At 52.2% G+C, this 23,213-nt stretch carries 19 protein-coding genes and 1 tRNA gene; 11 read left to right on the forward strand and 9 right to left on the reverse strand.

Annotation, left to right across the window (positions count from 1 at the left end; translation table 11 throughout):
- Positions 1 to 60: 60 nt before the first annotated feature.
- Positions 61 to 699 carry a pyridoxamine 5'-phosphate oxidase gene (gene pdxH / locus HUF19_RS06840; RefSeq protein ID WP_260999079.1) on the forward strand — a complete coding sequence of 213 codons (639 nt, stop codon included), beginning with the start codon at positions 61 to 63 and terminating at the stop codon, positions 697 to 699.
- A gap of 75 nt (positions 700 to 774) precedes the next feature.
- On the opposite strand, the gene HUF19_RS06845 is transcribed toward pdxH, so the two are convergent.
- Entirely contained in the window at positions 775 to 1,722 is a 948-nt protein-coding gene (locus HUF19_RS06845; protein WP_260999080.1) for a fructosamine kinase family protein, read from the reverse strand.
- 696 nt (positions 1,723 to 2,418) lie between these two features.
- On the opposite strand from HUF19_RS06845, the gene HUF19_RS06850 reads away from it, so the two are divergent.
- On the forward strand, positions 2,419 to 3,645 hold the full coding sequence (locus tag HUF19_RS06850; protein ID WP_260999081.1) for an MBL fold metallo-hydrolase: 1,227 nt from the start codon (positions 2,419 to 2,421) through the stop codon (positions 3,643 to 3,645).
- Positions 3,646 to 4,238: 593 nt separating this feature from the next.
- On the opposite strand, the gene HUF19_RS06855 is transcribed toward HUF19_RS06850, so the two are convergent.
- The 4 genes from HUF19_RS06855 to cysD form a co-directional block, all read right to left on the reverse strand.
- Complete coding sequence (locus tag HUF19_RS06855) at positions 4,239 to 4,826, reverse strand: hypothetical protein (protein ID WP_260999082.1); 588 nt, start codon at positions 4,824 to 4,826, stop codon at positions 4,239 to 4,241.
- Positions 4,827 to 4,890: 64 nt separating this feature from the next.
- Positions 4,891 to 4,967, reverse strand: a tRNA-Met gene (locus HUF19_RS06860).
- Between the two features lie 401 nt (positions 4,968 to 5,368).
- The gene (gene cysN / locus HUF19_RS06865) at positions 5,369 to 6,982 is read right to left on the reverse strand and encodes a sulfate adenylyltransferase subunit CysN (protein ID WP_260999083.1); all 1,614 of its coding nucleotides are present in this window, start codon (positions 6,980 to 6,982) and stop codon (positions 5,369 to 5,371) included.
- Between the two features lies 1 nt (position 6,983).
- On the reverse strand, positions 6,984 to 7,892 hold the full coding sequence (cysD, locus tag HUF19_RS06870; protein WP_260999084.1) for a sulfate adenylyltransferase subunit CysD: 909 nt from the start codon (positions 7,890 to 7,892) through the stop codon (positions 6,984 to 6,986).
- 210 nt (positions 7,893 to 8,102) lie between these two features.
- Here cysD and HUF19_RS06875 point away from each other — a divergent pair, with 210 nt between their 5' ends.
- The 9 genes from HUF19_RS06875 (at position 8,103) to HUF19_RS06915 (ending at position 18,391) form a co-directional block, all read left to right on the forward strand.
- Positions 8,103 to 8,750, forward strand: a complete 648-nt coding sequence (locus HUF19_RS06875) for an alpha/beta hydrolase (protein ID WP_260999085.1) — start codon at positions 8,103 to 8,105, stop codon at positions 8,748 to 8,750.
- A 179-nt stretch (positions 8,751 to 8,929) separates the two neighbouring features.
- Positions 8,930 to 10,045 (forward strand): cell division protein ZapE, encoded by a 1,116-nt coding sequence (gene zapE / locus HUF19_RS06880; protein ID WP_260999086.1) that lies wholly within the window; start codon positions 8,930 to 8,932, stop codon positions 10,043 to 10,045.
- A 306-nt stretch (positions 10,046 to 10,351) separates the two neighbouring features.
- Positions 10,352 to 10,987 carry a transcriptional regulator BetI gene (betI, locus tag HUF19_RS06885; RefSeq protein WP_260999087.1) on the forward strand — a complete coding sequence of 212 codons (636 nt, stop codon included), beginning with the start codon at positions 10,352 to 10,354 and terminating at the stop codon, positions 10,985 to 10,987.
- Positions 10,988 to 10,998: 11 nt separating this feature from the next.
- Positions 10,999 to 12,453 carry a betaine-aldehyde dehydrogenase gene (betB, locus tag HUF19_RS06890; RefSeq protein WP_260999088.1) on the forward strand — a complete coding sequence of 485 codons (1,455 nt, stop codon included), beginning with the start codon at positions 10,999 to 11,001 and terminating at the stop codon, positions 12,451 to 12,453.
- A 4-nt stretch (positions 12,454 to 12,457) separates the two neighbouring features.
- A complete protein-coding gene (gene betA, locus HUF19_RS06895) occupies positions 12,458 to 14,158 on the forward strand; it encodes a choline dehydrogenase (RefSeq protein ID WP_260999089.1) in 1,701 nt (566 codons plus the stop codon).
- Positions 14,159 to 14,183: 25 nt separating this feature from the next.
- Positions 14,184 to 15,110 (forward strand): choline ABC transporter substrate-binding protein, encoded by a 927-nt coding sequence (locus tag HUF19_RS06900; protein ID WP_260999090.1) that lies wholly within the window; start codon positions 14,184 to 14,186, stop codon positions 15,108 to 15,110.
- A 78-nt stretch (positions 15,111 to 15,188) separates the two neighbouring features.
- Positions 15,189 to 16,028, forward strand: coding sequence for a choline ABC transporter permease subunit (gene choW, locus HUF19_RS06905; RefSeq protein WP_436317758.1), 840 nt, complete (start codon positions 15,189 to 15,191; stop codon positions 16,026 to 16,028).
- A 1-nt stretch (position 16,029) separates the two neighbouring features.
- Positions 16,030 to 17,196 carry a choline ABC transporter ATP-binding protein gene (gene choV, locus HUF19_RS06910; protein ID WP_260999092.1) on the forward strand — a complete coding sequence of 389 codons (1,167 nt, stop codon included), beginning with the start codon at positions 16,030 to 16,032 and terminating at the stop codon, positions 17,194 to 17,196.
- Between the two features lie 130 nt (positions 17,197 to 17,326).
- Entirely contained in the window at positions 17,327 to 18,391 is a 1,065-nt protein-coding gene (locus HUF19_RS06915; protein WP_260999093.1) for a porin family protein, read from the forward strand.
- 101 nt (positions 18,392 to 18,492) lie between these two features.
- On the opposite strand, the gene HUF19_RS06920 is transcribed toward HUF19_RS06915, so the two are convergent.
- The 4 genes from HUF19_RS06920 to HUF19_RS06935 form a co-directional block, all read right to left on the reverse strand.
- Positions 18,493 to 19,344, reverse strand: a complete 852-nt coding sequence (locus HUF19_RS06920) for an SDR family oxidoreductase (protein WP_260999094.1) — start codon at positions 19,342 to 19,344, stop codon at positions 18,493 to 18,495.
- Between the two features lie 152 nt (positions 19,345 to 19,496).
- Positions 19,497 to 21,035 (reverse strand): amidase, encoded by a 1,539-nt coding sequence (locus HUF19_RS06925; protein ID WP_260999095.1) that lies wholly within the window; start codon positions 21,033 to 21,035, stop codon positions 19,497 to 19,499.
- Positions 21,036 to 21,118: 83 nt separating this feature from the next.
- A complete protein-coding gene (locus HUF19_RS06930; RefSeq protein WP_260999096.1) occupies positions 21,119 to 22,042 on the reverse strand; it encodes an FAD:protein FMN transferase in 924 nt (307 codons plus the stop codon).
- Positions 22,026 to 23,213, reverse strand: coding sequence for a DUF3570 domain-containing protein (locus HUF19_RS06935; RefSeq protein WP_260999097.1), 1,188 nt, complete (start codon positions 23,211 to 23,213; stop codon positions 22,026 to 22,028). The genes HUF19_RS06930 and HUF19_RS06935 overlap by 17 nt, the downstream gene beginning before the upstream one ends.

Consider the following 23,213-nt stretch of genomic DNA (forward strand, 5'->3'; position numbering starts at 1 on the left):
GAACGATTGCAAAGGTTAGACTTTCAGTATCGATATTATGAACACAGGCAGGAGAGTTAAATGGTTAATTTAGGTGATATCCGCCGGCAATATACTCAGGGCCGGTTAGACGAACAAACCGCAGCAGCGGACCCTATGACCCAGTTTCATGCCTGGTTTGAACAATACCGTGGCACCGATCCGCTGGAGCCAACCATTATGACGGTTGCTTCGGTGGATGCCGCAGGCCAGCCCTGGCAGCGTATTCTGCTGCTGAAAGCGTATGACGAAAACGGCTTCGTTTTCTTCACCAATTACGACAGCAATAAAGGCCAGCATTTTGCGGCTAATGCTCATGCCAGCCTGCATTTTTTCTGGATTAATCTGGAGCGTCAGGTACAGGTGCAGGGGCTGGTGGAAAAGATCAGCCGTGCCGAAGCGGAAGCGTATTTTCACTCCCGTCCACGGGAAAGCCAGCTCGGTGCCTGGGCATCAGCGCAAAGCCGTCCTCTGGCTGACCGCGCCACGCTGGAAGCTAAGTTTGCAGAGGTATCTGAGCAGTACGCCGGGCAGGACGTACCACTGCCGGATTACTGGGGCGGTTATCGGTTAAAACCTGCGCGTATGGAATTCTGGCAGGGTGGTGAGCATCGCCTGCATGACCGGCTGGAATATTCTATGGCCGCCGGTGAATGGAAAAAACAGCGCCTGAATCCTTAAGATAAAAATGCCTGAAATAAAAAAGCCCGGAAATTCCGGGCTTTTTTACGTTCAGATTTTAAATGCCACGAAAAATCAGAGCTTCGCCATTAACGCTTCGGCCTGAGCAATGTAGCTGCCGCCAAACAGCAGGGCATGATTTAACAGATGATAGAGCTGATACACCGGGCGGCGTTTTTCATAGTCTGCAGACAGCTGGTTAACACTGTCATAGCCGTCGTAGAATTTTTTCGGGAAGCGGCCGAATAATTCGGTCATCGCCAGATCGGTCTCAGCGTCGCCATAATAACTCGCCGGATCAAACAGAACCGGGTAAGACAAGTGCCTGTCCGGGTTAAAACCAATATTACCCGACCATAAATCACCGTGCAGTAATGATGCATCGGGCTGATGATTAGCGAGAATCTCACTTGCCCGCTGCAGCGCTTTCTGGCTGTGCGCAATACGGATACCGCGATCAAGTAATTGAGTGAGTAATGGCTGCAGGCGCTGGTTGATAAAAAACTCACGCCAGTTTTCCTGCCAGCGGTTGTCCTGTGGGGTTTCGCCACACCAGGTCATGCGTTCAAAACCATAGCCTTTGTCAGTGATGTGATGGTGCATTTGCGCCAGCTGCTGACCGGCACTGAACCAGTCGCCGTGTACAGCCAGAGGAATATGCTGCAGGATCAGGTAAGACATCGGTTGGATGTCAGCACGTTTGACAGAACCCATTGCCAGCGGGGCGCAGGCAGCCATGGTTTGCGTAGCCATCATCCGCAACAGACATTCCTGTTCAGCCGCAAAACGCGGCAGATAAGCCAGTTCCTGGCATTTAATAAAAAAAGCGCCGGCGGCGGTCTGCACACTGAACTGCAGCTGATGTTTGTGTTGGTGGCGACTGAAACCACGCAGCTCCGCAGCCGAAGGAAACAGCAGGCGATTACTCACGGCATCCGCAAGAATATCGCTCAGTAATGGCTGGGCTGTATGGTCATCCTGATAACCGGATACTTGCTCATCAATGGCAAACGCATGGTTCATAGCGCAACACTCTGACACTTAAACAGTTGTACAGTGTATGGCTATGAACCGGGGAATAATGCAGAGCAGTTAACACTTTCATACTGCAGACTTAGGCCTTTTCGCGCCTTTTACCCGGGAATTACACTCTGGTTACGCGATGTTTACAGAGTGATTATTTGCGTTACGCGACTTATCAGTAATGAATAAAAACTCTGTAACCTGATAATTTTTTGGCATGCATCAGTCTGTAGTAAAGGGCGTCCGGTGGCCGGGCATCGTCAGTAATACGCAGATAAATAACGGCCGTGTTGGCGGAAGCTTAATTACGGGTTCTCTGTCATTTGGAAATGCAATATTTCTGGCACGAGTAAAAGGTGCGGCTGTACTGACCGGTGACGCAGTGCTTCATGGCGGTAAACATTCTGTTCAGGCGCTTAGGCTGATGCCCTGGTTGTCATAATAAAGGTTGTTATAACCCAGGTTGCCATAACATTTTCTCGCCATAAATTTAAGCATTCCCTCTGTCCCGAACGCTATGTTATCGATGTCAGCGGGCCAGCCTTTGTCCGGGTACAGGATACAGAAGCCAGACAGAGGCAAAGAAGGACGATTGATCCGCGGCAGCGAACAGAGTAGTCGGCAGAAACGGTTTATTAATAACCGCTGGTTACTTAATATGGAGCGATCAACATGCCCTTGTGGGCGGAGGAGCAGATGAAAGATCCCATTCTGGCCGTTGGAGCAGTAACGATTCTGATTTTACTGGTGGTGATCCCCGTGCTGCTGAGCAGCTGTGCCAGTAACCGTGCACAGAGCAGCGCCGAGAACCAGCGCCTGCAGCAATCACCACAATACGTGACCGCGGAAAAGCAGTTTGCTAATCCGGTACCACGCCCATCGCAGGGGCTGAAAGAGGTGGCCGGAATTTTCTGGGAGCTGGCGACCGGCAAGCATCCGCGCTCGGTGCCATCGCAGGCTATTCCGGTGCGCTCATTCAATGCCGACGAGCTGCAACAGCTGCCTGCCGGGGAACACCGCGTATACCGCATTGGCCACTCAACGCTGTTGCTGGCGCTTAACGGTGAACTCTGGCTGCTGGACCCGGTATTCTCCGAACGTGCCTCTCCGGTGCAGTGGGCCGGCCCTAAACGCTTTCATCAGCCGCCTATTGGTTTGGACGAATTACCCGCGCTGACCGGCATTATTATTTCCCACAACCATTACGACCATCTGGATGAAGCCAGCATCCGCGCGCTGGCTGATCGCGCCGAGGGTTTTTATGTACCACTGGGCTTAGGCCAATATTTGCGTGACTGGGGCGTAAGCGAAGAGCGTATTCACGAACACGACTGGTGGCAGGAGACTCAGGTTGGTGACACCTTAGTCGCCGCCACTCCGGCGCAGCATTTTTCTGGCCGTGGTGTTCTGGATGGCGACGAAACCCTGTGGGCATCCTGGGTGATTATCCGTGATGATAAACGCTATTTTTTCAGCGGTGACGGCGGCTATTTTGACGGCTTTAAAACCATTGGCGAACGCTACGGCCCGTTTGATTTAACCATGATTGAAAACGGTGCCTACAACCCGCGCTGGGCGCATGTGCATATGATGCCGGAGCAAAGTGTACAGGCGCATATCGACCTGCGCGGCAAACAGATGCTGCCCATTCATAACAGCACCTTTGATCTTTCTATTCATGCCTGGTACGACCCGCTGGAACAGGTACGGCAACAGGCCGAACAACGCGATATTGCGTTGCTTACACCGACCATTGGCGAAGGCGTGATTATCGGCAGCGAACAGCGCTTCAGTTACTGGTGGCAGCCGTTAATTGAGCAGGACGTTGCTGGTCAGGAAAATACTGTGCGGAAAATAGAAACCGTTGCGGAGGAGGGCGGAGATAATAAGCGGTTGGCGCAGGTGAAAGCTGTGGGAGAATAACGAGGAGACTGTATGGTTTTCGGGTCTACTTTATGGAGCAGCGGCCTGGCGAGATTGTATATTGCTAACTCCAATTCCCTTGTGAAGTTACACTCACTATAAACAAGCAAGTCATAAGATTTTTTTAATCGATACTGGATGGCGTTTAGTTTGCTGTCGCATGCTTAATCATGAATTGATTGTCCATATATTTCAGCACGTTTTCGTTAACTTACTTAATGATGAGTGGGATTATGAAAGTATTCAGTGCTCAAATAGGAGGGCGGAATTTACCTGCTCTCTCTGATATTTAAATTATGTATCTGATAAAAAACGTTGTTGGGTGGGCTGTTTTGGATAAGTATTTGCAATGAGGTCTAAGTTTGTATAGAAGCTTTTATGTCATTGATGTATGTGTGTGGTTTGATTTTTATGTTGTGATGTTTGTCTAGATGTTAGTATGTAAATGGATTGATTGTAATTGTTGTCTTATTTTCGATTGTTGTATAGCTATATAGATTAATGTTGTAGATTTTTTAATGGCCTCTGCGTTGCTGTGCTGCCATTCTTTGAATGGGGCTAGGATATCGAGTATTTTTTCTTCGTTTCGGTGTTTATTTTATTACTATGCCTTCTTCTTGAAAATATTTATTAACAATTTCTGAATGTGATGGGCTAGGTAGTCCGTATAATGATTCATTGCTGTTCAATTGAAACTTTCTTGCAATAAGTTTCGCATGAAGCATTCCTTTTACATCCGGGTCGTAGTCAGGGAGTCTAATGTCTCCTTCTGTGGCCATGTGGAGTACGACTTCTTTTTCCACATCCGTCAAATGCGGTAGAGCTCGAGAAAAGTTCTCTAGGATTATAACTCCTTTTTCTAGCTGTGATAGCTTTTCCTTTTTGTTCTTTGAAACTTGGTTATATTTTTTGATTAACCATTCTACTATGTCGCAAATTAGTGTTAGTGTGTTTATAAATAGCCTTGCGATAAGAGCTCCAACTGTAAATCCTGTAAAAAATATTGTGACTAGGATAAATGTATATATCGCATCACTATTGATTAGCCTCATAGCGTCTGTTTCGGTTGTTATGAAATACGCTAGGTATGAGCCAGTGCCGGTAGCTAGAGCTAAGAGGAATAAATGTTTCCCAGAGGTTTTATCTTCATCAATATCGAAGATATCTTTAAGATGCAGCATAGAATCCATTCCAAAACGAAAAAGCCTGCGAAGTAATAACTTACCTCGCAGGCCTTAGAATTCGTGGTAGCTATGACTGGACTTGAACCAGTGACCCCAGCATTATGAATGCTGTGCTCTAACCAGCTGAGCTACATAGCCACATTGTTACCTGAAAGAAGTGGTTAATGCTCGCTGCATTGCTCCGTTCAAGTGGCGCGTATTATGCCAGCATTCTTTTGCCTGTCAAACATTTTTTTCTGATATTTTTCAAAGAGTTACTAAACCGTGCGAAAGTCCGGGCAGAGGCCCTGTGCTGCTGCAGTCAGGGATTGCTGTCGCGATTGTTGAGATGGCGCTGAATCGGGCTTTATCTGCGTCTGAGGGCTTCTGATATGTGTTCAGGCGGTGCGGGTCTGGGATGACGTCAGGTACGGGAAGGGCAAGCATTCACGTGTCTGCCGCTTTGGCGCATAAAAGCTCCGGGCATAAAAAAAGCCCTGGCGTTTCCGGCGGGGCTTTTGTTTTTTGCTCAGCGGCTTGCGAACGGGCAGGGGCAGGGATCAGATGATCCCTTGTTCCTGCAGGTCGGCGATCAGAGAGTCGAGGCTTTCCTGATCAGCGGCGAGGCTGATATCGGCACCATCGGCACCACCGGCTACCAGTACTACCAGGCCTGCGTCTTTCAACAGCTGGGCGTGTTCGTTGCTGGCAATGGCAGCTACGCGTCCCATTTCGAACAGACGACGGTCGAGGCTCTGTACAACCTGCTCAGCATTCACGGCGTTAACGGCAACGATGGCTGGCTTCTGGTTGAAGCGACGGGCTTTCTCTGCGGCGGTTACCGGCGTGTTATCGTCCGATGCGCTGGCGGCGCCAACGATCATACCGGCACCAATGGTCACGTTGCTCAGGCGGTCGATGATGATAAAGGCGCCGGTGCCCGGAATTTTGCTGTAGCAGTCAAAAGGTACGGCTTTATCCAGCGACACTTCCACCAGGGCGATTTCGTTCAGGTTTACCTGATCGGCCAGACTCTGTTCCAGTGTGTTTACGTCCACCAGATGGTGGATTTTGCTCACGGTACCGGCGGTTGAGCTGGAGGCGAATTTCAGGTCGTATGGCTTACCCGGAATCAACGGGTTCTCGGTCATCCAGACGATGTCGGCATTCAGCTTTTTACCCACGGTTGGCAGGTCGTCGAGCTTCACAATAACGTCGCCACGGCTGATGTCGATTTCGTCTTCAAGGGTCAGGGTTACGGCCTGACCGGCGAAGGCTTCTTCGAGCTTGCCGTCGTAGGTTACGATGCTTTCAACCTTGCTGGTTTTCTGCGATGGCAGCGCCATGATGGTGTCGCCCGGCTTAACAATACCGGAGGCGATGGTGCCGCAGAAGCCACGGAAGTCGAGGTTCGGACGGTTAACGTACTGTACCGGCAGGCGGAAGTTTTCCAGGTTTTTGTCCTTGGCAATTTCCACGCTTTCCAGAATTTCCATCAGCGTCTGGCCGGTGTACCAGGCAGCACGCGCGCTGCGTTCTACCACGTTGTCGCCGTCGAGGGCGGACATCGGCACAAAGTGAATATCGCTCAGTTCCAGATTCAGGTTTTTGGCGAAGGCGAGGTAGTCTTCACGGATCTGGTTAAAGCGCTCTTCGCTGAAGTCGAGCAGGTCCATTTTGTTAATCGCCACCACCACGTGCTTGATGCCCAGCAGGGAGGCAATAAAGCTGTGACGTTTGGTCTGGGTCTGCACGCCGTAGCGGGCGTCGATCAGAATAATCGCCAGATCACAGGTGGAAGCACCGGTGGCCATGTTGCGTGTGTACTGCTCGTGTCCCGGAGTATCGGCGATGATGAACTTGCGCTTGGCGGTACTGAAGTAGCGGTAGGCTACGTCAATGGTGATGCCTTGCTCACGTTCTGCCTGCAGGCCGTCAACCAGCAGGGCGAGGTCGATTTTCTCGCCAGTGGTGCCGGATTTGGCGCTGTCTTTTTCGATGGCGGCCAGCTGATCTTCATAGATCATTTTTGAGTCATGCAGCAGACGGCCGATCAGGGTGGATTTGCCATCGTCAACGTTGCCGCAGGTTAAAAAACGCAGCAGTTCTTTATTTTCGTGCTGCTTCAGGTACTCAAGAATATCGGCAGCGATCAGATCGGATTGGTGTGACATATCAGAAGTACCCCTCTTGTTTCTTCTTCTCCATCGAACCGGATGAATCGTGGTCAATGGCACGGCCCTGACGCTCAGATGTCGTGGTCAGCAGCATTTCCTGAATAATTTCCGGCAGGGTTTCTGCCTCAGATTCGACGGCGCCGGTCAGCGGATAGCAGCCCAGGGTACGGAAGCGTACGGATTTCATTTCCGGCACTTCGCCTTCTTTTAATGGCATACGCTCGTCATCAACCATGATCAGCATGCCGTCACGCTCAACCACCGGACGCTTGGCGGAATAGTACAGCGGTACGATGTTGATATTTTCGAGGTAGATGTATTGCCAGATATCCAGCTCGGTCCAGTTAGACAGAGGGAAAACACGGATGCTCTCGCCTTTGTTGACTTTGCCGTTGTAGATATTCCACAGCTCAGGACGCTGGTTTTTCGGGTCCCAGCGGTGTTTGCTGTCACGGAAAGAATACACACGCTCTTTGGCGCGGGATTTTTCTTCGTCGCGGCGGGCACCACCAAAGGCGGCATCAAAACCGTACTTGTCCAGTGCCTGCTTCAGCGCCTGGGTTTTCATGATGTCGGTATGCTTGGATGAGCCGTGGGTGAACGGGCCAACGCCCTGTTCCACACCTTCCTGATTGATGTGTACGATCAGATCCATGCCTACTTCTTTGGCCATCTTGTCGCGGAACTCAATCATCTCCTTAAACTTCCACGTGGTATCCACGTGCAGCAGCGGAAATGGCGGTTTACCCGGATAAAAGGCTTTACGGGCCAGATGCAGCATCACGGCAGAGTCTTTGCCGATGGAGTACATCATCACCGGATTGTCGAATTCAGCGGCGACTTCGCGGATGATATGAATACTCTCCGCTTCCAGCTGCTTTAAGTGCGTCAGGTTGTAGTCAGTCATTTTGGTCTGATGGCTCCCAAAAGGTAGGTGTGGGGCAATGTAAATTGCGCGAAATATACCAAGTTGCCTGATATATAAGAAGGTATATTCAATAACATTTAGCTATATGCATATGGTGAAGAAGATGCTTTGGTTCGGGCCACCCGGCGCCCGCCACGGCAGGCTTCAGCTGTTGTCATACAGTTGCCGGACAGATGAGGAAAAGACGCTATGGCGCAGGAACAGAAAATCACGATTGCAGGTACAGCCGGAGCGCTGGACGCACGCTGGCAAGCAGCAGAGCAGACGCAGCTGGGCTTGCTGATGTGTCATCCGCATCCGCTGTTTCACGGCACGATGGACAATAAAGTGGTTACCACCGTAACACGTACGGCGGCCGGTCTGGGGTTGCCGACCCTGCGCTTTAATTTTCGCGGGGTTGGTAACAGTGAAGGTGTGCACGATAAGGGTGTGGGCGAACAGGACGATGTGCTGGCGGCGCTGAACTATGCGCGTAACGAGCTGGGCTGGCAAAAGGTTATTCTGGCCGGATTCTCTTTCGGTGCCGGTATGGCCTGCTTAAGCGCCTGTCGTGAACCGGAAGGCATTGCTGCGCTGGTGCTGCTGGCGCCGGCGGTGCATCACTTTGATGCACCTAACCAGTTGCCTTATGAGTTTGAAACCTTCGTCTATATGGGCGATGCCGACGAAGTGGTGCCTTTTGATGAAGTCAGTGACTGGGCTGAGCGTGTCGTGCCAACGCCACACTATCAGGTGTTCTGTGAGGGCAGTCATTTCTTTCATGGTCGCCTGACCGATCTTAAGGCCAGTCTGCAGGAAGACTGGGCGCCGCTGCTTAAGGCGGCCGGGCTGAGCTGAGAGGGTTGAGTTGAGAGAGCAGGGCTGAGAGAGCAGGGCTGAGTCAGTGGAAGAGGCCGGTTTGGCAGGCATTTCCTGCCGTCCGACCTTGGTCAGGATTTGCACTTTTGCCCCTGCTTGGTTAAATTGCGCGCCCTGAATTTCTTCCCGATATCCCACTTCTATAAGGGAGACTGTCTGTGTCTACGCCCTGGGAACTCTATCAAGCCGATCTGCAACGCGATGACTTTTCTTATGATGCCGCGCAGGAAATGGCGGTTAAGCATCTGCAACGTCTGTTTGACGACCTGGTCGCCGCGGAAAACCGCCGTGCGCAACAGGGGCTGTTCGGTAAGCTGGCTGGCAAGCTGAGCAAGAAAAAGCCGGAACCGGAAAAAGGGATCTACTTCTGGGGCGGCGTCGGTCGCGGTAAGACCTATCTGGTCGATACCTTCTACGATGCGCTGCCGTTCAAACGCAAAATGCGTACTCACTTTCACCGCTTTATGCAGCGCGTACACCGCGATCTGACGGCGCTGGCCGGCGAAAAGAACCCGCTGAATATTGTTGCTGACCGCATTGCCGATGAGGCTGCAGTGATCTGCTTCGACGAGTTTTTCGTCTCCGATATCGGTGATGCGATGATTCTCGGTGGCCTGATGCAGGAACTGTTCAATCGCGGTGTTACCCTGGTGGCCACGTCCAACATCGTGCCTGACGGTCTGTACAAAGACGGTCTGCAGCGTGACCGCTTTATTCCGGCGATTAAACTGCTGAATAAATACACCGAAGTGGTGAATGTGGATTCGGGTGTAGATTACCGCCTGCGCACACTGGAGCAGGCTGAGCTTTACCATTACCCGCTGGATGACGGTGCAGAAGCCAGTCTGCAGAAAAGTTTCGACAGCCTGATCGCCGACCCGCGTCATGTTAAAACCAACTGCACAGTGGAAATTCTTGGGCGTAAAATTCCGGTTAAGGCGCTGTGTGATGACATTGCCTGGTTTGAATTTACCGCGCTGTGCGATGGCCCGCGTTCGCAGAACGATTACATTGAGCTGGGTAAACAGTTCCACGCCATTCTGATTTCGAATGTGCCGGTTATGGGCATTAAAAACGACGATCTGGCGCGCCGTTATATCAACCTGATCGATGAATTTTATGATCGTGGCGTGAAGGTGATTATGTCGGCCGATGCGGCGATTCCGGCGATTTACGGTCAGGGTAAGCTGGAGTTTGAATTTCAGCGTACCACCTCGCGTATGCTGGAGATGCAATCACACGAATACCTGGCACGCGAACACCGCGCCGAATAATCACTGGCCGCGCCCGCGGCCTTGCTGTCACGTATAAGTCAGACAAAAACGCAGCTGCCGCATTGCCGGGGCTGCGTTTTTTTATACCTGCTGTCCGGGAAATGAGTATTTTTGCCGCTGTTCAGTATAAAAATTCCATAGATATCTAATTAATTTTTACCCCTGCCCAGGGCGCATGGTGGCTGGCCTGCGGCCTTTTTGCTGCTTCTCCGCTGTGTGCTTTGTCCTGCGCTGATGGGTTGATCCATAGAGAACTAAACTTTAGACTCGTATTGATTGAACGTTCAATCAATGGCGGGAAAGCAGTTGAGTAACGGTTTAAACAGAGCAAATATCGAGGGTTTACGGCGTCAGCAGCTGATTGACGCCACTCTGAAATCCATTGAGTTGTATGGGTTTCAGGGCACGACCATCGTTACCATCAGCAAGCTGGCGGGGATGTCATCCGGCATCATCAGCCACTATTTCGGTGGCAAGCAGGGTGTTATCGAAGCCGCTGTGCGACATCTGCTGGAGCAGCTGAAGCAGGGCTTGTTGCAACAACTGCAGGCCGGTCAGGCGCGTCAGGTATCACCACGTGAGCGCCTGATGATGATTGTCGAAACCAACTTTGCCGGTTTTCAGCGCTCGTCTTCGGCCACCGTTACCTGGCTGGCGTTCTGGGCGAAAGCCATGCACGACCCGGCTCTGGCCCGTTTACAGCGGGTAAACAGCCAGCGTCTGAACAGCAACCTGCTGTATTCCTTCCGCCAGCTAATGGCTGATCCCGCCGACGCCCGTGATGCCGCGGCGATGACCGCCGCCATGATTGACGGCATGTGGCTGCGCAGCACGCTCAATCTGACACCGGCAACCGATGAGGCTTTTAACGAAGCCGAGCGTCTGTGCAAAGCCTTTATAGATTCACTGATAGCGACCAGGGGTCGCTCCGATTCCCGATGAGATCTGAATCCATGCGACTGATGAATTTTATTGATGGCCAGTTAATGGCCAACCAAAGCGGTGAAACCTTCGATGTGATCAATCCGGCAACTGCCGAAGTGGCTTATCAGGTGGAGGTTGCCGACGACAGCATTAAAGCCGCTGCGCTGGCCAGTGCCCAGCGTGGTTTTGAAAAATGGTCAGCAACCCCGGCGATGGAGCGCAGCCGTATTTTATTAAAAGCGGTGGCGCTGCTGCGTGAGCGCAACGATGAACTGGCTGCCGGTGAAGTACGGGATACCGGTAAACCCTGGCAGGAAGCCTCCGTAGTGGATGTGGTTACCGGTGCCGATTCAATTGAATTTTTTGCCGGTATCGCACCAGCCATTGAAGGTAATCAGCAGGATTTGGGCGGTGATTTTTATTACACCCGCCGCGAACCACTGGGTATCTGCGCCGGTATTGGTGCGTGGAATTATCCGCTGCAGATTGCCTGCTGGAAATCTGCCCCGGCACTGGCCTGCGGCAATGCGATGATTTTTAAACCGTCAGAAGAAACGCCTTACGGCGCAGTAAAACTGGCGGAAATATTTATTGAAGCCGGTGTGCCTGCCGGTGTGTTTAACGTTGTTCACGGTGCGGCCGAAGTAGGTGCCTGGCTGACGGCGGAAGAGCGCATTGCCAAAGTATCTTTTACTGGTGAGGTAGGCACTGGCAAAAAAGTAATGGCTGCTGCGGCAGGCAGTTTAAAAGACGTAACCATGGAACTGGGTGGTAAATCGCCGCTGATTATTTTTGACGATGCTGATCTTGATGATGCGGTCTCGGCGGCCATGCTGGCGAATTTTTATACCCAGGGTGAAATCTGCACCAATGGCACACGGGTATTTGTGCACGAAGCGGTATATGACGATTTTATGCAGCGTCTGCTGAAACGTACCGAAAATAATATTGTGGCGGGTCATCCGATGGACCCGGACGTGAATTTCGGCGCTTTAATTTCCGCTAAACACCAGCAACTGGTTCTGAGTTATATCGACAAAGGCAAAGCCGAAGGTGCGACTCTGGCCAGTGGTGGTTTCGCGCTGGCGCCGGACAGTGCGCCTAACGGCTATTTTGTTGCGCCCACCATTTTTACCGATTGCCGTGATGATATGACCATCGTGCGCGAAGAAATTTTTGGCCCGGTGATGTCGGTGCTGATTTTCCGCGATGAAGATGAAGTGATTCGTCGCGCCAACGATACCCGTCTGGGGCTGGCAGCTGGTGTCTTTACCCGCGATATCCGCCGTGCGCACCGGGTAATTCATCAGATGCAGGCCGGTATCTGCTGGATTAATGCCTACGGTGCCTCACCGGCGGAAATGCCGGTGGGTGGTTACAAATTATCCGGTATCGGTCGTGAAAACGGCGTCGAAACCATTAAACACTACACCCAGTTGAAAGCGGTGTACGTGGGTATGAATCCACTGGAAAGCCCATTCTGAGGAAATGCCCATGAACGAATTTGATTACATCATTGTCGGTGCCGGCTCAGCCGGTTGTGTGCTGGCGAATCGTCTGAGCGAAGATCCCCGGGTATCGGTATTGCTGCTGGAAACCGGTGGCTCGGACAGAAGTATTTTTATTCAGATGCCAACCGCATTATCCATTCCGATGAATACCAAAAAATACGCCTGGCAGTTTGAAACCGAGCCGGAGCCGTATCTCAATCACCGCCGTATGCATTGCCCGCGCGGTAAGGTGCTGGGTGGCTCATCATCGATTAACGGCATGGTGTATGTGCGTGGACATGCCCGTGATTTTGATGAGTGGGCAGAAGCTGGCGCGACCGAATGGGATTACGCCCATTGTTTACCCTATTTTAAAAAGGCCGAAACCTGGGCCTTTGGTGGTGATGAGTACCGTGGTGACAGCGGGCCGTTAGGCGTTAATAACGGCAACAATATGCAGAATCCGCTGTACGGCGCTTTTATTAAAGCCGGGCAGCAGGCTGGCTATGACTTTACCGCCGACTATAACGGTAAGCAGCAGGAAGGTTTCGGCCCGATGCATATGACGGTTAAAAATGGCCTGCGCTGGTCAACCGCCAATGCCTATCTGCGTCCGGCGATGAAACGCAATAATTTAACTGTGATTACCCATGCGCTGGTGCATAAGGTTCTTTTGGACAAACAGCCGGATGCATTGCGTGCAACCGGTGTGCGCTATGAGCGTAAAGGCAAAATTGAAAACCTGCGGGCGCGTAAAGAAGTTATTTTGTCGGCCGGTTCCGTTGGTTCACCGCATATTCTGCAGTTATCCGGTATTGGCCCGCGTGAGGTACTGGAGAAAGCCGGTATTGAAGTAAATCATCACTTACCCGGTGTCGGTGAAAATTTGCAGGATCATCTGGAGTTTTATTTTCAGTTTAAATGCAAACAGCCCATTACCCTGAACAGCAAACTGGGGTTGTGGAGTAAGTTTTTAATCGGCAGTCGCTGGCTGCTTACCCGCAAAGGTCTGGGCGCGACCAACCATTTCGAGTCCTGTGGCTTTATCCGCTCAAAAGCCGGGGTTGAATGGCCCGACCTGCAATACCATTTTTTACCGGCAGCAATGCGTTATGACGGCCGAACAGCGTTTGATGGTCATGGTTTTCAGGTGCATATCGGTCATAACAAACCGAAAAGCCGTGGTTATATCCGCGCTGTCAGCGCTGATCCGCACAGTGCACCACGTATTCTGTTTAATTATCTGCAGCACGAAGATGACCGTGAAGGTTTCCGCGATTGCGTAAAGCTGACCCGGGAAATTATTGGTCAGCCGGCATTTGATGCCTATCGCGATGGTGAAATTCAACCGGGCGAGCAGGTACAGACGGATGAACAGATCGATGAATTTGTGCGCAGCAATGTCGAAAGCGCTTATCACCCATCCTGCTCCTGCAAAATGGGCACCGATGAACTGGCCGTGGTGGATCCTGAAACCCGCGTTCATGGTGTGCAGGGACTCAGGGTGGTGGATTCCTCCGTTTTCCCGACGATTCCCAACGGCAATTTAAATGCCCCCACGATCATGGTGGCCGAGCGTGCGGCGGATTTTATCCGCAGCAGTCTGACAGGCCGCTCACAGATATTACCTCCCGGTAACGCAGAGGTTGGTATGGAAGCCGACTGGAAAGAAAAACAACGGACTAATCCGCCGGCATGATCCGGCAAAAAAATGCAGGAGATACATGATGACTTTACGAACGATTTTATTATCCATGGTACTGGCGGCGGGTTCTGCCGCCCAGGCAGAGCAGTGCGATAGCGTACGCTTTTCTGATGTTGGCTGGACAGATATTACCGCCACCACCGCTCTGGCTTCTGTGGTGCTGGAAAGTGCAGGTTATCAGACCAGTACGCAGTTACTGTCGGTACCAGTGACCTATAAGTCGCTGGAAAATGGCGATATTGATGTATTTCTGGGTAACTGGATGCCAACTATGGAAGGCGACATTAAAGCCTACCGTGAACGTGGTACGGTCGATACCGTGCGTAAAAACCTGAGTGGCGCCAAGTACACACTGGCAGTTCCTCAGTACGTTTATGATGCCGGAGTAAAAACCTTTGCGGATATCGCTAAATTTGCCGATAAGTTCGATAAAAAAATCTACGGTATTGAGCCTGGTAACGATGGTAATCGTCTGATTCAGGACATGATTGATCAGAATGCTTTTGGCCTGAAAGGTTTTGAAGTGGTGGAATCAAGCGAAGCGGGTATGTTGTCACAGGTTAAGCGCAAAACCCGCCGTGATAAGTGGATTGTTTTCCTTGGCTGGGAACCACACCCGATGAACAGCAACTTCGATCTGGCGTATCTGGAAGGCGGTGATGAGTTCTTTGGCCCGGATCTGGGTGGCGCCTCAGTATTTACCAATACCCGTAAAGGTTATGTTGGCCAGTGTGCGGAAATCGGTAAATTCCTCAATAACCTGAGCTTTACCCTGGAAATGGAAAATCAGGTGATGGCGGCCATTCTTGATGAGGGTAAAAAACCCAAAGCCGCAGCCACACAGTGGCTGAAGAATAATCCTGACGTACTGAGTGTCTGGCTGAAAGACGTTAAAGCCGCTGATGGTACGCCGGCTTTAAGCAAGGCTCAGGCTGCTTTCCGCTAAGTATCCATAAAGGCAGGTGGGCAGTGCATTCTGTGCACTGACCTCTGCTCAGATTTCTGTTCTGTTTTTTACAACTACGTGAGTCTTATGGATAGTTTTAAAATTCCACTCGGTGAATATATCGAGCTGTTTTTCGACTGGTTGGTGGACAACACCTCCGGTTTCTTTGATGCCATGGCCGAATCACTGGAATGGCTGATTAATTCCAGCACTGATGCGCTGACCTGGATGCATCCCGGTATTTTTATTGCGGTTCTGGCGCTGTTTGCATTCTGGCTGCACCGCTCTTTCGGGTTGGTCGCTTATGCGGTTCTATCACTGTTACTGATCTGGAATATGGGTTATTGGATCGAAACCATGCAGACCCTGTCTCTGGTTCTGTATGCCACTCTGTTCTGCATTTTACTGGGTTTACCGATCGGTATTTATGCTGCTCATAACCCGCGTTTATATACTTTGTTGCGCCCGGTGCTTGATCTGATGCAAACCGTTCCGCCCTTTGTATATTTAATTCCAACCCTGACATTGTTTGGTCTTGGTGTTGTTCCCGGGCTGATTTCCACCATTATTTTTGCTATTGCCGCACCGGTACGTCTGACCTATCTGGGGATTTCTGAAGTGCCGAAAGAAATGGTTGAGGCAGGCCAATCCTTTGGTGCGACCCGCTCACAATTATTATGGCGGATTGAATTACCGGCGGCGGCCTCCAACATTGCCGCCGGTGTAACCCAGTGCATTATGTTGTCGCTGTCGATGGTGGTGATTGCGGCGCTGGTTGGTGCTGATGGCTTAGGTAAACCTGTGGTCCGGGCGCTGAACACGGTAGATATTGCCAGCGGTTTTGAAGCGGGACTGGCCATTGTTCTGCTGGCGATTTTACTCGATCGCCTGTGCAAACAACGGGAGCAGGTGAGCTGATATGATCGAAATTAAACATCTTGATGTGGTCTTCGGTCCACAACCCCAGCAGGCGCTGGCATTACTTGATCAGGGCCTGGAGCGTGAACAGGTACGTGCACAGAGTGGTTCTCTGGTTGCTGTTAAAGACGCATCGTTAACGGTAAAGCGCGGTGAAATCTGTGTATTGATGGGGCTGTCCGGTTCCGGTAAATCCAGCCTGCTGCGTTGCATTAACGGTCTTAACCCGGTGGCCCGTGGATCGGTCAATATTGAGCACAATGGTGAAATGCTCGACTTTGTCGGTGCCGATGAGCAGACCAAACGGGATATCCGTATGCGCCGGATTTCTATGGTATTCCAGAAATTCGCATTAATGCCCTGGCTGACCGTTGAAGAAAATGTTGCGATGCCGCTGGAGTTACAGGGCTTGCCGAAAGCTGAAATTAAACGCCGGGTCAGTGAGCAGCTTGATGTCGTGGGCTTATCCGAATGGCGCAAGCTTAAACCGGGTAAGTTATCCGGTGGTATGCAGCAGCGGGTTGGTCTGGCCCGGGCGCTGGCGATTGAATCTGATATTTTATTAATGGATGAGCCGTTTTCCGCACTGGACCCGCTGATCCGTACTCAGTTGCAGGACGAGCTTTTGCAGCTGCAGGAAAAGCTGAAGAAGACCATTATTTTTGTCAGCCACGATCTTGATGAAGCGCTGAAACTCGGCAGCCATATCGCCATTATGAAAGACGGTGAAATTGTGCAGCATGGTAAACCGGAAAGCATTGTGCTCAATCCGGCGAACGATTATGTGCGTGATTTTGTTGCCCATACCAATCCGCTGAATGTATTGCGTGCGGTATCAATAATGCGTGAGCTGAGTGATATGGCGCAGCAGGAACGGGGCTATTGTCTGAGCAAACGCCATGATTATTGGCTTAGCCCCGATGGTAATCAGGTACAGGTAAAAGATCAGGTCTATGCTGTACAGTGTTGGCAGCAGGGTGATGATATCAGCGCGCTGCAGCAAATCCCCACCCGTGTGGGGCCGCGCACAGCCATGCGTGATGTGATGGAAATCCGTTACCACACAGGGCACTCGGTGCTGGTAGGTGATGAACAGGGGGTGCAGGGCGTTGTCGGTGACCGCGAGCTGTATCACACGCTGTTGGGCAAAATGATGTCCGACGACTAGTATCAACATTAGGTTGATGCCGTAATTTGGCCGTATAAACAGGCGGTAATCTCCGTCTGTTCTGGCCAGATATCCACGGAAATCCCTGAGATTTCCGGGATTCATTCATAATAAGGAAGGAGAGAGTCTTTTGAAAAAAGTACACTTATCCCTGGCCATTGCGGCCATCAGTGCAAGTGCGGTGCCTGCTGTTGCATCGGAATCGATCAGCGGTGGCTTCTGGCTTAATCATGCTATTGATGCTCAAAATGAAAGTGTTGATGAAGTGTCATATGGTGATACCAACTACGAAGCGCTGATTCTGTATATCGATAAAACCGATGAAAAAACCGGCTGGCAGTTCTCCTCAGAAATGCGTTATGGCACCGGTGCTTTCACCGATCCGGCAAATAACAATACCGGTGCTCATTTCGGTTTCCATAAAGCCTGGGTGGGTAAAACCTTTGGCAAGGGTGAGCTGAAAATCGGTAAATCTCAGGTCCCTTTTGGTTGGGCAACTGTTAACTTCTGGCCTGGCGATGAGTTGCTGGGTGGTTATGCCGACCAGATGGATGTCGGTGTTAAATGGAGTGCCGATCTGGGGGCGGTTAACTATGACGTTGCTTACTTCCACGTTGATGACTTTGGTTCAAGCACCGAAACCATGGATGACGGCGGTCACTGGGGTAGCACAACCACTTACCAGAAAACGCAGACTTTTGTGCTGAACGGTGCGTACGATCTGGCCGAAAAGCAGAAAGTGGGTGCTTCTTACCAGAACGGTAAATTGCGTGATCTGAGCGGTGCCAATGCTGATCGTCCGTATGTTGGCGAGCATAATGCCGCGGTTGTGTATTACGAAGGTGAGTTCAACAACTTAGGCGTTAAAGCCCAGTATATGATCACCGAACGTGATCTGACTGATATTGGTGGCTTTAGTGGTGCTCCTAAAATTAAAAACGACCGTAAAGCGGTTACGCTGACTTACAGCATGGGTGATTACCTGTTTTATGTGGATTACACCAATGCTGAAGCGAATACCAAGGGTAATACCGTTGGCTCTGCCGACAGCTGGGCGCCGGGTGTGAGCTATAACTATGGTCCGGGCTGGTTCTACCTTGAATATGTATCCAATGATGGTGATATCGGTGAAGACGGCGAAGTCGTTGATGGCGACTACGATGCACTGTACCTGACCATGGATTATTATTTCTGATTAAACAGACGTAATAAGACCATAAAAAAAACCGCAGCTCAGGCTGCGGTTTTTTTATGGCGTCAGGTTATGTTTTATGAGACCACGTTGTGTTCTCGGCCTCAGCGTTTTAACGCCAGCAGGCCGAATTTTTTGCTCAGAATTTTGTCGAGCAGAGGCAGTGGAATCCAGCGTTTCATAAAGGGCAGTGTGCGGCTGCCATTGCCGATACGGATTACCGGGTCCGGCTGGCTTAATAACTGTGCCATTAATTCGCGGGCAAAATCCGTTGCCGGAGTCGGGTTGTCCTGTGAGGCTGTTGCCCGAGCCTGTATCTGTTTTTTCAGTGGTGCGTAGAGTGAATCAGGCTGAATCAGATCGCCCAGATTAGCGAGTGAGTTATCACCGAATTTTGATTGAATTGCACCGGGCTGAACGGTAATGACCTGAATATTAAAGGGTGCCAGCTCCATACGCAGAGCATCGGATAGGGCATGCAGAGCGGCTTTGGTGGCGCAGTAGGCGCCGGAAAACGGCGTGGTCAGGATGCCGGAAACCGAACCAATGTTGACCACCTGAGCCGGATGTTTTTCATTCTGCCCGGCCTGTAATAACGGCAATAAGGCTTTGGTGAGCGCTATGGGCGCAAATACGTTGGTGGCAAACTGCTGTTGCAGCGATTCGCTGCTGAGCTCGGCCACCGGTCCCATCGCGGCGTAACCAGCATTATTAATCAGGCAGTTCAGGTGGCCTGAGCGTTCACGGATAAGTTCAGCCGCCTGCTGAATATCCGCCGTATTGTTCACATCCATCTGCAGAGGAATCAAATGAGTGCTGGTCAGGTTATTCAGGCTGTCGGTATTGCGCGCCGCGGCATACACCAGATAACCATGACGCAGAAATTCTTCGGTCAGGGCGCGGCCAATACCTGAGGAGCAGCCGGTAATCAGAACGGTTTTATTATTCATGGACATATTGGCAATCTTTTAATTGTTATTGGTCAGGGTGCCACAATTCTGTGACAGGATTGTGGATGGCCTTTTTCTTTTCATTTTCTGTAGTGTGTTTGTTGCATCTTATCAATCCGGGATGCACCGCATCTTATAAGTCCGGGATGCGTTGCACCTTATAAATCCGGGATGCGCCGCATCCAGGGCTGCGCCTGTTCCAGCTGTTGGGCCAGCTGCAGCAGAGTGTTCTCATCGCCCATTGGCGCAATAAACTGCGAGCCCAGAGGCAGGTTATTGGCTGTCCAGTATAACGGCACCGACATCGCCGGCAGGCCGGTCAGGTTGGCGAGCTGGGTAAAGGGCAGTTTTTCCAGATTATCCAGCGCCATCTGTTTCACCATGCCACTTTTCAGCAGAAGTTTGTGCAGGCCAAAGGCATTGATCACTTTCATGGCGACTGCTTCCCATGCCGGTGGCTCAAAGCTGCCAGTCGGCACCGGCTCAGAGCCCAGTGTTGGGGTTAACAGTAAATCGTAGCGCTGATGAAACAGGTGCATGGTCTGGGCAAAGTCATTCCAGCGGCGCTTGGCCTGCACGAAATCTCCGGCGGAGATGGTTTTACCGAGAAAGCCCAGCACTTTGGTGGCGTCTTCCACATCCAGATTACTGATGCGGCTGCCTAACTGCTGCGCCATAAATTCAAGGTCGGCCGCGACATGGCCGAAATACATGGTCAGGTAACTGTCGGCCAGCGCTTCGCCATCCAGACGAATCTCAACCGCTTCAACCTCGTGGCCGAGTTGCTCCAGCAATTTTGCGCTGTGCTCAACGGCGGCAACGGCATCGGCACTGACCGGGCGGCCGATAAAGGAGGTGCTGGTATAACCGATTCGCAGTTTGCGCAGGGGCTGACTGAGGCATTCGAGATAATTATTACGGCTGCGCAGCGGATAGGGGCTGGAGCCATCGGGGCCAGCGATCACATCCAACATGGCGGCGCTGTCACGCACACTGCGGGTGAGTACATGCTCTGTCGCCGCACCGTCCCAGAATTCCTGCGCATAGGGACCGGTCGGTACCCGGCCACGGCTGGGTTTCAGACCAAACAGACCACAGCAGGCCGCAGGAATACGGATAGAACCGCCGCCATCGCCACCAGACGCCATCGGCACAATACCGGCGGCAATCGCTGCGGCCGAACCACCGCTGGAGCCGCCGGGGGTGTGATTCAGATTCCAGGGATTGCGCGCCGGGCCAAAGGCCTTGGGTTCGGTGACACCCATCAGCCCCAGTTCCGGCGTGTTGGTTTTACCAAAAAACACCAGTCCGCTGCGTCTGAAACGGCTGGCCAGTTCGCTGTCGCGTGGTGAAATACGGCCTTTTAATGCATTGCTGCCGTTGCTCAGCGGTGTACCTTCAACTGCACAAAGCAGGTCCTTCAGTAAGAAAGGCACTCCGGAAAAGGGACCATCGGGTAAACCGGCGTTAATCTGGGCGCGGCCGTAATCGTACAGCGGGGTAATAATGGCGTTGATTTTGGGGTTGACCGCTTCAGCCCGGGCAATGGCCAGATCCAGCAGCTCGCCTGCGGAAGTCTCACCTCGCCGTACCAGATCGGCCAGGCCCATGGCATCGTGATTACGGTAATCAATTGGGACTGAGCCTTCCTGCGCAGTGGATGGCGTACTGACGGGGGCGGCGCTTGGCGTTTCCATAGTCTGACCTGCTGATGTTTTTCTTATTGAGGGCCTCTTTATATCAGCCCTTGGCGGTCACGGCCAATGCCGCCGGTGCCAGGTTATGGCTGTTGAATGTCAGGCGTCAGTGGCAGAAGTTGCAGGGCAGGGTCGATCAGCAGGGCATGAACGTCCTGTTCCTTAAGCCAGTCGACGGCAGCGGCTTCACGCAGCATGGCAATGCTGGATAAGGTACCGGCCAGCAGGCAGGACGGCGCCAGCACCGTCACCGATGCCCAGTGGCTGACCGGCCAGCCGGATTGTGGGTTTAACAGGTGGCAGTAACGGCGGCCATCCAGCTCAAAATAGCGCTCGTAATCGCCACTGGTGGCCATGCCGCCGCGATAAACCGGAAGTTGGGCAATGGCCTGCTGCGGCTTGCGTGGATGGCGCACCCCCAGCAGCCAGGGCTCTTCGCCCTGTGTGGTGATTTTCGGGCCGAGAATGTGCAGGTCGCCGCCAAGGTCAACAATGCCCTGATGCACACCGGCATTGCGGGCAATGGCGGCGGCGCAATCGGCGGCGTACTCCTTGCCGATGCCGCCGAAATCCAGCTCCATATCGGCGGGCATCCACAGTTCGTTAGCGTTCAGGGTGAGCCGGCCAAGGCCGATGCGTGGCAACAGGCGTTGCAGATCGGTGTTGTCGGGCAGGGTGGGGGTACGGAAATTCCAGACGCTGCGCAGAATGCCGGAGCTGATATCAAACAGGCCGTCGCTCTGCTCAAAGCACACCTTGGCGTAATTCAGCAGCCAGGCGGTTTCGGCATCAATCACGCTGGTTTGCCCGGCGTGTGCATTGAGGCGGGAGAGCACACTGTCGTGGCGGTAACGACTGTATTTCTGCTCGATACGGCGCACTTCCTCTTCCATCTGTTGCGCCAGATTATGAATGCCGGGCAGGTCGGGCAGATGAAAACAGCAGGGCGACGCCATGGCGGTAAACTCATGGCGGTGCAGAGGCTGTGCTTCAGTAACGGTATTCAATGCCAAGACTCAGAACGCTGTAATCGACCAGTGCCGGGGTTTCGTTATTGGTGGTTTGCACCAGGGCAAACTCTTCCGATGACAGGTATTGCTGCCAGTCGATACTGAGTGTCCACTGCTGGTACAGAATGCGGCTTTCCAGGCCGTAGCTGAAGGCTCCATAAGACGATAACCGTGCATCGGAGCTGTTGAGCTGATCATCCGGCGGATTCTGCTCCAGACTGTAAAAATCGGCCTGGGTCTGGCGGTAATAGCGCATCATCGGGATAAAGCGGAACGAAAACGGCGCCAGGCTGACGCTCTGTGCCCAGCGGGCTGTCAGGGTATGCGAGCGAATGCCCCAGTCATCGCTGTAGTAGCGGTAATCGCCATGCAGGGCGGCGCCATCCCATAACGGAAAAAAGTGCCGGTACTGGCCACTGATAGTCAGCTGTCCGCGCCGGTCGGGGCGGCGGTCTTCAAATTTATACGGGTCGGACAGGTAGCCGGATAGCTGGGTATAACCAATCCCAATCTGTACCACGCGGTTTTTATCGATCACCTGCGATACACCTTCGTAAATGGAAACGCTGCGCTTGCCACGACCATCGGCGCGTTGCCGGTCAGCGGAGATTGAGGCATCGCTGGGTGACAGTTCATCCAGCGACATACTGACCGAGCCAAGCAGGGTGGTGTGTTTGTTAAACAATTCCAGCGAGCCGTCGGCGCCAAGGGCAACCGAGCGGTAATCGTTCTCCAGCGACAGCGCCAGATTGGTTCCCAGAGTGCCGTCGAGCTGGCCGTTCAGCGCACCACTGAAATAGCGTTTGGGAGCAACTTTCAGGTCGTAGCGGGTTTCGGAAATGCTGGCGCCACTCATCAGCAACACGCTCTGGCCATTGGCATTCTGATAAGTCTGCATAGGAGAAGCGCCGCTCAGGGTCTCGTACTGAAACTCGCTGTTCAGATACCAGTCATCACCTAATGGTTTGCCGTATCTGAACTGATGAATATCGATACTGTAACGTTCAGTGGTCGGCGTGAAGGTACGCTCTCGCGGTGCATCGGCTTCCTGATACTGGCTGAAACGATACGCCATGATCTGATCCGTTGGCGCGCTTTCCGCCTGAACCGGCAGGGTTGCAGCCGCCGCTGCCAGAGCGGCCAGAGAATTGAGTGTTTGTTTGCTCAT

This window comes from Thalassolituus hydrocarboniclasticus (assembly GCF_025345565.1).
In the GTDB taxonomy this organism is placed as follows: Bacteria; Pseudomonadota; Gammaproteobacteria; order Pseudomonadales; family Oceanobacteraceae; genus Venatoribacter; species Venatoribacter hydrocarboniclasticus.

Bases quoted from the DNA above. Each gene is read 5' to 3' on its own strand.
- HUF19_RS06855 (WP_260999082.1), bottom strand. From the start codon at position 4,826: ATGCTGCATCTTAAAGATATCTTCGATATTGATGAAGATAAAACCTCT.
- choV (WP_260999092.1), top strand. From the start codon at position 16,030: ATGATCGAAATTAAACATCTTGATGTGGTCTTCGGTCCACAACCCCAG.
- HUF19_RS06900 (WP_260999090.1), top strand. From the start codon at position 14,184: ATGATGACTTTACGAACGATTTTATTATCCATGGTACTGGCGGCGGGT.
- cysN (WP_260999083.1), bottom strand. From the start codon at position 6,982: ATGTCACACCAATCCGATCTGATCGCTGCCGATATTCTTGAGTACCTG.
- pdxH (WP_260999079.1), top strand. From the start codon at position 61: ATGGTTAATTTAGGTGATATCCGCCGGCAATATACTCAGGGCCGGTTA.
- betA (WP_260999089.1), top strand. From the start codon at position 12,458: ATGCCCATGAACGAATTTGATTACATCATTGTCGGTGCCGGCTCAGCC.
- betB (WP_260999088.1), top strand. From the start codon at position 10,999: ATGCGACTGATGAATTTTATTGATGGCCAGTTAATGGCCAACCAAAGC.
- HUF19_RS06935 (WP_260999097.1), bottom strand. From the start codon at position 23,213: ATGAGCAAACAAACACTCAATTCTCTGGCCGCTCTGGCAGCGGCGGCT.
- cysD (WP_260999084.1), bottom strand. From the start codon at position 7,892: ATGACTGACTACAACCTGACGCACTTAAAGCAGCTGGAAGCGGAGAGT.
- HUF19_RS06845 (WP_260999080.1), bottom strand. From the start codon at position 1,722: ATGAACCATGCGTTTGCCATTGATGAGCAAGTATCCGGTTATCAGGAT.
- HUF19_RS06925 (WP_260999095.1), bottom strand. From the start codon at position 21,035: ATGGAAACGCCAAGCGCCGCCCCCGTCAGTACGCCATCCACTGCGCAG.
- HUF19_RS06850 (WP_260999081.1), top strand. From the start codon at position 2,419: ATGAAAGATCCCATTCTGGCCGTTGGAGCAGTAACGATTCTGATTTTA.
- HUF19_RS06920 (WP_260999094.1), bottom strand. From the start codon at position 19,344: ATGTCCATGAATAATAAAACCGTTCTGATTACCGGCTGCTCCTCAGGT.
- HUF19_RS06875 (WP_260999085.1), top strand. From the start codon at position 8,103: ATGGCGCAGGAACAGAAAATCACGATTGCAGGTACAGCCGGAGCGCTG.